This is a genomic window from Flavobacterium sp. IB48 (assembly GCF_016405855.1).
GTDB lineage: Bacteria > Bacteroidota > Bacteroidia > Flavobacteriales > Flavobacteriaceae > Flavobacterium > Flavobacterium ginsengisoli.
Genome location: NZ_JAEFCA010000002.1, coordinates 1 through 13,578 on the forward strand (window position 1 = coordinate 1; position 13,578 = coordinate 13,578).

General features: G+C 32.4%; 11 protein-coding genes, 2 tRNA genes and 1 rRNA gene. 11 read left to right on the forward strand and 3 right to left on the reverse strand.

Annotated features, from left to right (window positions below; all coding sequences use genetic code 11):
* Positions 1–115: 115 nt before the first annotated feature.
* From rrf to JC605_RS07125, 5 genes are all read left to right on the forward strand, one after another.
* Positions 116–225 (forward strand): 5S ribosomal RNA (gene rrf, locus JC605_RS07105).
* Positions 226–293: 68 nt separating this feature from the next.
* Positions 294–366, forward strand: a tRNA-Phe gene (locus JC605_RS07110).
* Between the two features lie 6 nt (positions 367–372).
* Positions 373–458 (forward strand) — tRNA-Leu (locus tag JC605_RS07115).
* A gap of 117 nt (positions 459–575) precedes the next feature.
* Positions 576–1,028 (forward strand): DUF1569 domain-containing protein, encoded by a 453-nt coding sequence (locus tag JC605_RS07120; RefSeq protein ID WP_198855537.1) that lies wholly within the window; start codon positions 576–578, stop codon positions 1,026–1,028.
* A gap of 13 nt (positions 1,029–1,041) precedes the next feature.
* Positions 1,042–1,476, forward strand: a complete 435-nt coding sequence (locus tag JC605_RS07125) for a nuclear transport factor 2 family protein (protein ID WP_198855538.1) — start codon at positions 1,042–1,044, stop codon at positions 1,474–1,476.
* Here JC605_RS07125 and nth read toward each other — a convergent pair whose 3' ends face one another.
* Complete coding sequence (gene nth / locus JC605_RS07130) at positions 1,477–2,127, reverse strand: endonuclease III (protein ID WP_198855539.1); 651 nt, start codon at positions 2,125–2,127, stop codon at positions 1,477–1,479. It lies immediately after the preceding gene.
* A 43-nt stretch (positions 2,128–2,170) separates the two neighbouring features.
* Positions 2,171–3,037: an alpha/beta hydrolase gene (locus tag JC605_RS07135; protein ID WP_198855540.1), complete on the reverse strand. Its 867-nt coding sequence runs from the start codon at positions 3,035–3,037 to the stop codon at positions 2,171–2,173.
* A 115-nt stretch (positions 3,038–3,152) separates the two neighbouring features.
* Between JC605_RS07135 and JC605_RS07140 the strand changes: the two genes are divergently transcribed.
* From JC605_RS07140 to JC605_RS07165, 6 genes are all read left to right on the forward strand, one after another.
* Complete coding sequence (locus JC605_RS07140; RefSeq protein ID WP_198855541.1) at positions 3,153–4,580, forward strand: glycogen synthase; 1,428 nt, start codon at positions 3,153–3,155, stop codon at positions 4,578–4,580.
* Positions 4,570–5,850, forward strand: coding sequence for a glucose-1-phosphate adenylyltransferase (locus tag JC605_RS07145; RefSeq protein ID WP_198855542.1), 1,281 nt, complete (start codon positions 4,570–4,572; stop codon positions 5,848–5,850). The genes JC605_RS07140 and JC605_RS07145 overlap by 11 nt, the downstream gene beginning before the upstream one ends.
* A 69-nt stretch (positions 5,851–5,919) precedes the next feature.
* Entirely contained in the window at positions 5,920–7,824 is a 1,905-nt protein-coding gene (glgB, locus tag JC605_RS07150) for a 1,4-alpha-glucan branching protein GlgB (RefSeq protein WP_198855543.1), read from the forward strand.
* 191 nt (positions 7,825–8,015) lie between these two features.
* Positions 8,016–10,415 carry a glycoside hydrolase family 31 protein gene (locus JC605_RS07155; RefSeq protein WP_198855544.1) on the forward strand — a complete coding sequence of 800 codons (2,400 nt, stop codon included), beginning with the start codon at positions 8,016–8,018 and terminating at the stop codon, positions 10,413–10,415.
* A gap of 84 nt (positions 10,416–10,499) precedes the next feature.
* The gene (locus JC605_RS07160) at positions 10,500–11,309 is read left to right on the forward strand and encodes a M48 family metallopeptidase (protein WP_198855545.1); all 810 of its coding nucleotides are present in this window, start codon (positions 10,500–10,502) and stop codon (positions 11,307–11,309) included.
* 143 nt (positions 11,310–11,452) lie between these two features.
* Complete coding sequence (locus tag JC605_RS07165; RefSeq protein WP_198855546.1) at positions 11,453–12,757, forward strand: MFS transporter; 1,305 nt, start codon at positions 11,453–11,455, stop codon at positions 12,755–12,757.
* A gap of 93 nt (positions 12,758–12,850) precedes the next feature.
* On the opposite strand, the gene JC605_RS07170 is transcribed toward JC605_RS07165, so the two are convergent.
* Positions 12,851–13,570: a head GIN domain-containing protein gene (locus tag JC605_RS07170; RefSeq protein WP_198855547.1), complete on the reverse strand. Its 720-nt coding sequence runs from the start codon at positions 13,568–13,570 to the stop codon at positions 12,851–12,853.
* Positions 13,571–13,578 lie beyond the last annotated feature (8 nt).

Genomic DNA, 13,578 nt, shown 5'->3' on the forward strand with positions numbered 1-13,578 from the left:
TATCCCAGTATGTTAAAATATTTGCCCGTCGCGGGCAGGTCGCAAAGCGAAAATTTCAAAGCCTGAAAGTGAAAACTTTAGACTTTATGACCTTCGGCTTTAGACTTAAAAACCTTAAGGTGGTTATTGCGGCGGGGCTCACCTCTTCCCATCCCGAACAGAGAAGTTAAGCCCGCCTGCGCAGATGGTACTGCAGTTATGTGGGAGAGTATGTCGTCGCCTTTCTTTTGAAAACCCTGTTTAAAAACGGGGTTTTTTATTCTAAATTTTGCTTATAGAAATATAAGCATTATGGTACCTTAGCTCAGATGGTAGAGCAATGGACTGAAAATCCATGTGTCCCTGGTTCGATCCCTGGAGGTACCACTTAATGCTCGGATGGTGAAATTGGTAGACACGCTGGACTTAAAATCCAGTGAACAGCAATGTTCGTGCGGGTTCAAGTCCCGCTCTGAGTACTGAAAACTTCAATTAACTTTTGTTAATTGAAGTTTTTTTTTGCATAAAATTGATATCAGAGATTAATTTTATATTTTTACTTCTCTATTCCTTATATTCTACAATACTTAAAAATTATGCAAAACGTTTTTCTTAAAGAAGATTGTGACCAATTTGTGAAGAGAATCAATCATCTTAAATCAGATACACAACCGCTTTGGGGTAAAATGTCTGTAGATCAGATGTTAGCTCATTGTAATGTTACGTATGAAATGGTGTATGATGATATTCATAAGAAGCCAAATGCGTTTATGAGATTTTTATTGAAATCATTTGTTAAGGATAAAGTAGTAGATGAGACTCCTTATCCAAAAAATATACGAACAGCTCCACAATTTATTATAAATGGTAATCGTAACTTTGAGCTTGAAAGACAAAGACTTATAGCTTATATCAATAAAACTTTAGAATTAGGAAAAGATAATTTTGAAGGAAAGGAATCTCTTTCTTTTGGAAAATTATCTTCTAAAGAATGGAATAATATGTTCGCCAAACATTTAGATCATCATTTTTCTCAGTTTGGTGTTTAATAATTTTATGACTATGAAAATTTATATAATTGTTTTTTTTCTTCTTTTTGGATTATCTGCCAATGCTCAAAAAAAAGAAGTTCAGCAATGTATTGAATCATTTTTCGAAGGATTTCATCAAAGAGATTCTATAAAAATAAAATTAGTTTGTTCTGAAAAAATGATATTGCAGTCTATTAGCGAAAGCACTGCAAAAGGGAATAAATTATCTAATGAAACTGCAAATGAATTTTACAAATCCATAGCATCAATTCCCTCAACTTTGAAATTTCAAGAAAAAATATTAAGTTATAATATTCAAATTGATGGATCAATGGCTCATGTTTGGGCTCCTTATGAATTTTATTTGAATGATAAGTTTAGTCATTCTGGTGTGAATACTTTTACTTTGTTTAAAGAGAAAGATTCTTGGAAAATTATTTATTTGATTGATACAAGAAGAAAATAATTAATTTTTGAGGATCTCAGTATTATAATACAAGCAAACATCATTTAGAAGGCATTCTGGACATTTTGGTTTAGGTCTGCAGATTTCACGCCCTAAAAAGGAAATTGCCATTCCTATTTCTGACCAAATATTTTTAGGTAAGACTTGCATTAAATCTTTTTCTACTTTATTTCCATCTTTAGATTCTTTAATTATTCCAATTCTTGGAGCAACTCGTATTACATGTAAATCTGCAATAATTCCTTCTGCAGGTTTGCCAGTTTCTCTTAAAATTACATTTGCAGATTTTCTACCAATCCCTTTTAATGCTGTTAATCCAGCCATTGTTAGAGGAATATCCTTATCCTCTTTTATAGTTGTTGCAATATCTAAAAGCCATTGAGCTTTAGTTCCGTGATTTCGAACTTTCGATATAAAAGGTAAAAAAGTTTCTAAATCGGTTTTTGATAAACTTTTAAGTGTAGGGAACTTTTCAAACAAAGCTGGTGCAATTGAGTTAATATTGGCATCAGAATCTTGAGCAGATAAAACAACCATAACCAATAATTGATATGGATTTTGATAATCTAATGGATGTTTTTTGTTTTTGTACTTTTTTAAAATGGGTTTTAATTTAGTTTCCCAGTTTGATGTTTCTCCAAATAGATCCATTTTAATCTCTTTTAAAGTAATATTGAAATAGTTATCTATAAAGTTAATTGATTTTGATGAATTCTAGAATTTTTTTGATAACATTTTGATTTCCAAGTATTTTTCTATGCCCCAATCCATCGGTTAAAAACAAAGTTCCATTTTTAAGGTTTTCGTGAATGTGTTTACCAGCTTTTACGGACACCTCAGGGTCATCATTATCATGGATAACTAAAACAGGAATATTAATTTTCTGAGCTGCTCTGTAAGCTGAAAAATCATCCATTTTTACTTGGTATTTTTCTTCAAAAGCATCTCTTAAACGATTGCTAATTTCTTTTTGCAAACCTAATTTAAAAGTAAATTCATCTAAAATATCTTGAACAATATCTCCACTTCCTATAATTACTGCCTTTTTTACTCGAAGCCCATCTTTAATTGCGTTTAGAACAGACATTCCACCTAAAGAGTGTCCGATTGCAATTTCAAAAGGTCCAAATTGCTTTTCTATTTCTAAAACAGAAGCAATAAACTCCGACATTATTGTTGTTTTACCTTTTGATTTTCCGTGTGCCGGCGCATCAAAGCTAACTGTGGAATACCCTTTTGCTAAAAGTTCGTCTGCAATTTTAAAAAGTTGTGTCCCTCTTCCAGACCAACCGTGAACCAATAATACTTTACGTTCACTTTGCCCATAAGTATATGTAACAACACTTTTATCAATTGCTGGAACATAAATTAATTCTTGAATGCTTTTGGCATCCATTTCTAATTCTCGTTTAGGAACTTTATGTTTTATTGGTGTTGTGAAAATCTTTGCAGCAAATTTTGTAACTAATTTTGTAGAAATAAAAGCGCAAATTTTCGCAGATATTATAATAATCTTAGGAATTTTTAATGATTTAGTAGGATTGATTGCCTTTTTTGCCATTTCAATAAAACTTATTTTAAGGAAGGATTTTGCTTGTTTTTTTGCTAAATTTAAAAAGCATAAAAGTAGTATATAAATTATTGCTTCTTATGATAATCATAAATTAATTTCTAAAATGGAAATATTTCATATTAGCGCAGAATGTTATCCTGTAGCAAAGGTTGGCGGATTAGGTGATGTTGTGGGTGCGTTGCCTAAATATCAACAATCTGCCGGTCATAATGTTAGAGTTGTAATTCCTTGTTATGACACTAAATTTAGAAAAGAAAATGATTTTGAGTGTGTTCATTGGGGTAATGTTAAATTAGGAAATTTTAATTTCCCGTTTAGTGTCTTAAAAGAGACAACAGACAAATTGGGTTTCGAACTGTATTTAATAGAAATTAATGAATTGTTTAATAGACCAAATGTGTATGGTTATGAAGATGATATCGAAAGATTTTTGTCTTTTCAGATAGCAACACTAGATTGGATAATCGCTAGAAGTGCAATTCCAGACATTGTTAATTGCCATGATCATCATACTGGTGTTATTCCGTTTATGCTGCAGTTTGCTTATAAATATGAAAGTTTAAAGAATGTAAAAACAACTATAACTATTCATAATGGTTTATATCAGGGGTGGTTTGGTTTTGATAAATTATATTATTTGCCAGAATTTAATCTAAAACATGTTGGGTTTTTAGAATGGAGCAATTCGATAAATTCATTGGCCGTTGGCATTAAATGTGCAAATGCCATAACTACTGTTTCTCCGAGCTATTTGAATGAAATTAATATATCAGCAAATGGATTAGAATCACTGTTTAATTCTGTAAGAAATAAATCGAAAGGAATTTTAAACGGAATTGACATCGAAGTTTGGAATCCTATGAAAGATCAAATGATTGCCGAAAATTATTCGATTGAAGATTTTGAAACGGGAAAAAGAAAAAATAAAGAAAAGCTATGCGAAGAATTTGAATTAGATCCGTCAAAACCATTATTTAGTTTTATTGGTCGATTGTTTGAAGAAAAAGGAGGTGATTTACTCCCACATGCTTCTGCTCTGGCATTGTCTGAACATTTCGAAGAAATTAATATTTTGATTTTAGGATCAGGAAATGCAGAAATTGAATCGCAGTTAACTCAACTGCGAAATGATTATAAAGGAAATTACAATGTTTTTATAGGTTATAATGAAGATTTAGCGCATTTGATTTATGCAGGTTCAGATTATATTTTAATGCCTTCTAGGGTTGAACCATGCGGGTTAAATCAAATGTATGCTATGCGTTACGGAACTATTCCGATTGTTAGAAGAACTGGAGGGTTAAGAGACACGGTTGTTGATTTTGGAGATGACGGAAATGGCATTTGTCATGATCAGGCTTCGGTAGCAGATATATGCTATTCAATAAATCGTGCTGTTAGGTTGTATGAGGATAAAATAAATTTCAATAAAGTTTTAACGAAAGGAATGTCAGCAGATCATTCCTGGGAAAGTGTTTGCCAAGAATATATCGAAATATACAACTTAATAATTCAGCAAAATGAAATTTAAAAAGAAAAATGTAGTTGCCATTATTTTAGGAGGTGGACAGGGTTCACGTTTATTTCCATTGACAGAAACAAGATCAAAGCCGGCAGTTCCTATTGGAGGAAAGTACCGTTTGGTCGATATTCCGATTTCGAATTGTATTAATTCTGATATTTTTAAAATATTTGTATTGACACAATTTAATTCTGCATCTCTAAATGCTCATATTAAAAACACTTTTAATTTCAGTATTTTTAGCCAATCTTTCGTTGATATTTTAGCTGCAGAACAAACTCCTGATAATCCGACTTGGTTTCAGGGAACTGCTGATGCAGTAAGACAATGTATGTCACATTTTTTAAAGCACGATTTTGACCATGCTTTAATTCTTTCTGGAGATCAGTTGTATCAAATGGATTTTAATGAAATGCTTGAAGCACATATTGCGGCTGATGCTGAAATTTCTATTGCAACTTTACCAGTAAATGCCAAAGATGCTCCAGAATTTGGTATTCTTAAAACAGATCATGAAAACAACATTCATGCGTTTATAGAAAAACCTCATGCTTCTTTATTGCCAGAATGGGAATCTGAAGTGAGTGAACAGATGCAAGAAAAGGGTAAAAAGTATCTCGCTTCGATGGGAATTTATATTTTCAATAAACCATTGCTAGAAGAATTAATGGCTGACCAAGAAACGAAAGATTTTGGAAAAGAAATTATTCCGCAAGCTGTTGGGAAGCATAAAATCTTAAGTTATCAATATGAAGGATATTGGACAGATATTGGAAATATTGAGTCATTTTTTGAGGCAAATATTGGTTTAACTGCAGATATTCCAGAATTTAATTTATTTGATAACGAAAACAAAATCTTTACTAGGCCAAGATTATTACCTCCTTCTAAATTTAGAAATTCGATTATCAATCAATCTTTAATTTCTGAAGGCTGTATTATTAATGCAAAAGAAATTAAAAGCTCTGTAATTGGTATTCGTTCTAGAATTGGCGAAGGAACTGTTTTGGAGAACTGTTACGTAATGGGTAATGATTTCTATCAGGATCTAGAAGAATTAAATCATGAAAGCAGTATTAATAAAATTCATGTTGGTATTGGAGAGAATTGTTATATCAAAAATGCTTTGGTTGATAAAAATGTTCGTATTGGAAACAATGTGCATATTTCGGGAGGAAAGCATTTAGACAATTTTACTAATGAATTATACAGCATAAAAGACGGAATTGTTGTTGTCAAAAAAGGAGTAACATTATCTGATAATTTTAGAATTGAATAATCTAAATTAAGTTCCAATAAAAATTCCGATAGCTATCGGAACCACCTTCAATTGTCTTAAAAAATAAATATGACTAAAATAATTGCACACTCTCTTTTTACCGATTTTGATATAGACTTATTCAAAGCAGGCAAACATTTCAGATTATATGAAAAACTTGGAGCTCATTTAATTGAAGTGAACGGAGTTAAAGGCGTTTATTTTGCTGTTTGGGCTCCAACGGCTCAAGCTGTTTCTGTAATTGGTGATTTTAATTATTGGACGCAAGGTGAACATAATTTAAATGTTCGCTGGGATTCTTCTGGAATTTGGGAAGGGTTTATTCCAGATATTTCAAAAGGAGCACTTTATAAATACAAAATTCAATCTAATATAAATGGCGTAATTACCGAAAAAGCCGATCCCTTTGCACGTTATTGCGAAAAACCGCCTCATACGGCATCTGTAGTTTGGGACTTGGATTATAAATGGAAAGATGATAATTGGATGCAAAACCGTCAGGATTTTAATGCTCTAGACAAACCCTATTCGGTTTATGAAGTGCATTTAGGTTCTTGGAAACGAGGAGATCATAATCGATTTTTAACCTATCTTGAACTTGCAGATGATTTAGTAAAATATGTAAAAGAAACTGGTTTTACGCATGTTGAGTTTATGCCAATTATGGAGTATCCTTATGATCCCTCATGGGGATATCAATTAACAGGATACTTTGCGCCAACTTCTCGCTTTGGGAAACCGCAGGATTTTATGGTCTTGGTAGATAAATTGCATCAGGAAGGAATTGGTGTAATTCTAGATTGGGTTCCATCACATTTTCCAGATGATGCGCATGGTTTAGGATATTTTGACGGCTCGCATTTATACGAACATCCAGATAGAAGAAAAGGATATCATCCAGATTGGAAAAGTTTAGTGTTTAATTATGGAAGAAATGAAGTTCGAGCTTTCTTAATAAGTAATGCTGTTTTTTGGCTTCAGAATTATCACATCGATGGACTTCGTGTTGATGCTGTTGCTTCGATGCTTTATTTAGATTATTCTCGAAAAGATGGTGAGTGGGAATCTAATATTTTTGGGGGAAGGGAAAATTTAGACTCAATTAGTTTTCTTAAAGAATTTAATGAAGTAATATATTCTAATTTTGATGGTATTCAGACTATTGCAGAAGAGAGTACTTCATTTCCTATGGTTTCAAGACCCACTTCTTTTGGAGGTTTAGGTTTTGGAATGAAATGGATGATGGGTTGGATGCATGATACTTTAAAATATTTCGAGAAAGAGACGGTTTATAGAAAATACCACCAAAATGAATTGACTTTTTCTATGACATATGCGTTTACTGAAAATTTCATGCTTCCATTTTCTCATGACGAAGTAGTTTATGGCAAAAAATCTCTGATTTATAAAATGCCTGGAGACGAATGGCAGCGTTTTGCAAACTTAAGATTGTTGTACGGCTACATGTTTACACATCCAGGAACAAAATTGCTCTTTATGGGTGCTGAATTCGGTCAGACAGGGGAGTGGAATTTCGAACAAAGTTTGGACTGGCATTTGTTACAATATGACTTTCATTCTGGAATAAAGAGATTGATTACCGATTTAAATCAATTGTATAAATCACAGCCTGCTTTGTATGAGAAACAATTTACTGGAGACGGTTTTGAATGGATCAATTATTCCGATCATCAAAATGCTGTTTTGTCTTATATCCGAAAAGGAAATAATCCAGATGATAATATTATTGTAGTGTGCAATTTTACTCAAGTTGTTCGAGAAAATTATAGAATTGGTATTCCTAGAAAAGGCAAACTGCAAGAAATTTTTAATAGCGATGCCAAATTATATGGCGGAAGTGGTATAGAAAATTCTAAAATTCTAAAAACAGATTCAATATCTTATGATGGAAGAGATTTTTCTGCCGAACTAGTTTTGCCACCTTTGAGCGTTACCGTATATATTTTAGTTTAATTTAAAATCTTGAAGTAAGATTTTGTTATTATATCGTTTCAAAATTATCAAATTGTTGATTTTTTGTTTGGTAATTTGTAACTCATTCAGAAAAAACGTTTTCGTGAATAAACCTTTTATTCATAGGGTGTTACAGACTTTTTTTGTATGTTTGAATGAAAGAAAATGTTATAAATTAATTCATTGGAGATATGATTACAAACACATCATTAGAATACAAAGGCGATTTATATCCATCAAAAATTGTCTCGTATGAACATGAAGGAGATTCTATTTTCTTTAATACGGATAATAAGGTAATTTTAAAAGTTACTATTCTTCGTGATAGTTTAATTCGATTCCGTTTTACTACAAAAGGCTATTTCAGCAACGATTTTTCATATGCCATTGATAAAACACAACTTCATGGCTACAACTTTTTGGAAGTTACTGAAGAAGAAACCTACTTTCAAATTAGAACTAGTAAAGTTAAATGTAAAATTCAGAAAGCAGATCTTCGTCTTGCGATTTACGATTTAAATGATTTTCTAATTCTTGAAGATGAACTTGGTTTTCATTGGGAAGAAAGCTACGAATATGGCGGGAATATTGTAAAAATGAGCAAATTCGCTAAAGATGGCGAATGTTATTACGGTTTAGGCGATAAAGCCACTCAAATGAATCTTAAAGGCAAAAGAGTAGAAAATTTTGCTACAGATCAATATGCTTACCAGAAAGATCAAGAACCGTTATATAAAGTGGTTCCTTTTTATATTGGACTTCATAACAAACAGTCTTATGGTATATTTTTCGATAATACTTTCAGAACTTTCTTTGATTTTTGTCAAGAAAGAAGAAATGTTACTAGTTTCTGGGCTGAAGGTGGCGAAATGAACTATTATTTTGTTTATGGTCCTCAAATGCAGGACGTTGTTACCACTTATACCGATTTAACAGGTAAACCAGAATTACCGCCACTTTGGGTTTTAGGATACCATCAATGCAAATGGAGTTATTATCCTGAAAGTAAGGTTAAAGAAATTACATCAAAATTTAGAGAGCTTCAGATTCCTTGTGATGCCATTTATTTGGATATCGATTATATGGACGGATTTAGATGCTTTACTTGGAATAAAAACTATTTTCCTGATCCAAAAAGAATGGTTTCTGAATTAGCAGAAGATGGTTTTAAAACTATTGTAATTATTGATCCAGGAATTAAAATTGATAAAGATTACTGGGTTTATAAAGAAGCTTTAGAAAAAGATTATTTCTGTAAAAGAGCCGACGGTCCTTATATGAAAGGAAAAGTTTGGCCAGGAGAATGTAATTTCCCTGATTATACAAATCCCATAGTTAGAGAATGGTGGGCTGGTTTATTTAAAGAATTAATTGCAGAAATTGGAGTAAAGGGAGTTTGGAATGATATGAATGAACCAGCTGTTATGGAGGTTCCTAATAAAACATTTCCCATGGATGTTCGTCATGTTTACGATGGAAATCCTTGTAGCCATAGAAAAGCTCATAATATTTATGGAACTCAAATGGCGAGAGCCACTTATCATGGTGTAAAACGATTTGCATATCCAAAACGTCCGTTTGTCATTACAAGATCGGCTTATGCTGGCGCGCAGCGTTATACATCATCATGGACAGGTGATAATGTAGCAACTTGGGAACATTTATGGATTGCAAATATTCAGGTTCAGAGATTATCTATTTCTGGAATGGGATTTACAGGCTCTGATATTGGGGGTTTTGCCGAACAGCCAACAGGAGAATTGTATGCACGTTGGATTCAATTAGGTGTTTTTCACCCTTTCTGTAGAACTCATTCTTCTGGAGATCATGGAAATCAAGAACCTTGGGCTTTTGATGAAGAAGTAATTAATATTACTAGAAAATTTGTGAGTCTTCGTTACCAATTGTTGCCTTATTTGTACACTATGTTTTGGCAATATATTGAGGAGGGAGTTCCTATGCTAAAGCCATTGGTTTATTATGATCAAGATGATACGCAAACACATTATCGCAACGACGAGTTTATCTTTGGAAACCAGATTTTAGTCTGCCCTATACTTGAACCTAATGCTGTAGGTAGACGTATGTATATTCCTAGAGGGGAATGGTATAACTATTGGACCAATGAGTTGTTTATCGGAGGAAGAGAAATTTGGATTGATACCAAATTTGATGAGATTCCTGTCTTTGTAAAAGCTGGAGCAATTATTCCAAAATATCCTGTTCAACAGTATGTAGGCGAATTAGAATTTGATGAATTAACATTGGATGTTTACTATAAAAATGGTAAAGAACAGTCGGCTGTATATGAAGATGCTCAAGATGGTTACGATTACAAAAAAGGACGCTACAGTTATTTGTCGTTCCGACATGTTGGAAAAGAAAAGGAATTGATTATTCAACTTCATAAAGAAGGGAAGTATATAACTCCTTACACTAAATATAAAATCAACCTTATTGGATTGCCTTTTAAAGTTGTAGAAATAGAAATTGACAACGAAAAGATTGAATTTGACAAAATTAGTTTTGAGCAAAATAATTTCTTAATAGTTGATAAAGAGTTTAATGAACTTCATATTGTTGGCGAATAGTTAAATTTTGATATTTTTTTATTTTAATGTATAAAATATTTTATTTTTTTTAATCGTATTTTTGTTATAAAAATAGCTCGAATTATGAAAAAATATATGTTTTTAGGAGTTTTTGGGGCGCTTGTTATGGCTTGTGCAACAAATCCAATTACTGGAAAACAAAATTTGAATTTTGTTTCAAATAGCGAATTGTTTCCAACTTCTTTTCAGCAATACAGTACTTTTTTGTCTGAAAATAAAGTTATTACAGGAACGGCAGATGCAAAACTTGTTGAAAATGTTGGATTTAAAATTAAGGCTGCTGCCGAAAAGTATCTAACATATTTAGGACAGTCACAGTATTTAAAAGATTATCGCTGGGAATATAAATTGGTTGATAATAAAGAAGTTAATGCTTGGTGTTTGCCAGGAGGCAAAATTGTTGTTTATTCAGGGATATTACCTGTTACACAAAATGAATCTGGTTTGGCAACAGTTATGGGGCACGAGGTTTCGCACGCTTTAGCCAATCACGGAGCACAAAGAATGAGCGCTGCGCAACTTCAGCAAATTGGGGGAGCCGTTTTAGATGCTGCTACAACAAATAAATCTGCACAAACAAGAGAAATATTTTCACAAGCTTATGGAATGGGAACTGAGGTAGGAGTAATGCTTCCTTTTAGCAGAAGCAATGAAAGCGAAGCAGATAAAATTGGTTTGACATTGATGGCAATTGCAGGCTATAATCCGGACGATGCAGTTGCATTTTGGACAAGAATGTCGTCAAAATCTGGTGGTTCTTCGACTCCAGAATTCATGAGTACTCACCCTTCTGATGCTACAAGGATTGCAAATATTAAAGCTTTAATTCCAGAAGCAAAAGCAATTGCACTAAAAGTAGGAACTATTAAATAAAATATATTTTTAGAACATCAAGAAAAGCTATTCATAACGAATAGCTTTTTTGTTTATAATTTATTAATGAACGAATTGGATAATTTCTATCTGATTATGATAAAAATTAGATAAATTCGTAGCCTATTAACAAAACCATTTCTATGAAAAACCTACAAAAAGGAGATAAGAAGCTTTTAAATGCTTGGGCATTTTATGATTGGGCAAACTCTGTTTATACTTTGACAATTGCTTCTGCTGTTTTTCCAATTTTTTACGAAGCTTTATTCAGTGATCGCGATCATTACATCGATGTTTTCGGAATGCATCTTAAAAATTCGGCTTTAATTAGTTTTATTACTGCAGCTGCGTTTTTAGTAGTTTCCTTCATTTCTCCATTATTATCAGGAATTGCTGATTACGTAGGAAATAAAAAATCCTTCATGAAGTTTTTCTGTTACATGGGAGCTTTATCCTGTATGGGATTATATTGGTTTGATCTGGATAATATATATATCGGATTAGCATTTTATTTTCTTGGGCTATTGGGATATTGGGGAAGTTTGGTTTTCTATAATTCATACTTGCCAGATATTGCTTTTGAAGAACAACAGGATGGAATAAGTGCAAAAGGGTATTCTTTAGGATACTTCGGAAGCGTTCTTTTGTTGGCTATCAATTTATGGATGATAATGGGAGCTGAAAATGATATTGCAAGAATGGAAGCGATGAAATATTCTTTTGTGATGGTGGGAATATGGTGGATTTTATTTAGTCAATATACGTATTATTATTTGCCAAAAGGAAGTAAAGAAACAGGACAGAAACTAACAAAAGCTGTTGTGTTTAATGGTTTTAAAGAACTAAAAAAAGTCTGGGCATTATTACAGGAAAATATTCCCTTAAAGCGTTACTTAGGAGGTTTCTTTGTTTCTAGTATGGCAGTGCAAACTGTAATGCTTGTTGCAACCTATTTTGGAGCACAGGAAATTCAATGGTCTTCAAAAGAAGAAAGTACAATAGGTTTAATAATTTGTATTTTATTAATTCAGATTGTTGCTATTTTTGGAGCACTTTTAACTTCTTATGCTTCTTCTAAGTGGGGAAATGTTCCCACTTTGATATTTATTAATGGAATCTGGGCTGTATTTTGTGCTTTGGCTTATTTCATAACATTACCTACACATTTTTATGTTATGGCAACCGTAGCAGGATTTGTAATGGGAGGAATTCAGTCTTTATCACGCTCTACATATTCAAAACTATTACCAGAAACAGAAGATACGGCATCATTCTTTAGTTTCTATGATGTTGCAGAAAAAATTGGAATCGTGATAGGAATGTGTGTTTACGGAATTATCGATCAAATTACAGGAAGTCCGCGTGCTGCAATTGTAATTTTGGCAATTTTCTTCGTTACATCAATATTTCTACTAAGAAGAGTACATAAAAAAGACGTTTCAAATTAATCGAAACGCCTTTTTATAAAACCAATATCACGAATTGCAAGGATTATTTTGATTGATGATTTTTTTTGTAATTCGTGATATTTTTTTGAATAATTAGCTTTTTGAAATAGTTCCTGATCCAGAAACTTTAGTATCTTTTTTTTCAGGATTACCAACATATCTAATATTTCCAGAACCAGAAACTCTAGCCGTTAAGCTTTCGTCGCAAGCAACTTTACTGTTTCCAGATCCCGAAACATTAGCCTCAACAACCTTCGATTTTAAATCGGCAGCATTAATATCTCCAGAACCAGAAAGTTTAGCTGAGAAATTAGTAGCAGTTCCTTTTAAACGTACATTTCCTGATCCGCTTACGTTCAGTTCTAAATTATTGGTATCAACCGGTAAAGTAAAATTTCCAGAGCCAGATAATTTGATTGAAAATTTATCATTTTTGATCACATCTTTTGATTGAATATCACCAGATCCTGCTAAGCTTAATTCAGAGATTTTTTCAAATGGAACGGTAACTTGAATTTTACCTGAACTTGTACGTATTTGAGTACCTTTCTCCACATAAATTTTTAATGAATTATCTTCAACTTCGACTTTGATAACAGCTAATAAATTTTCTTCTCCTTTGATAGTGATTTTCCCCTCTTTTCCAGACACTAAGTCCACATCAAAAGAACCTGCTACTTTAATACCATCGTAATCTCCAGTAGATCTTGTTTCAGTAACTATCTTTCCGTTACCTTGTACTTTGTTTTGTGCATTAACTGTGCTATTTGTAAAAAAAATAGCTAGCGCTAATAATAAAATTGATTTTTTCATTGTTTTGA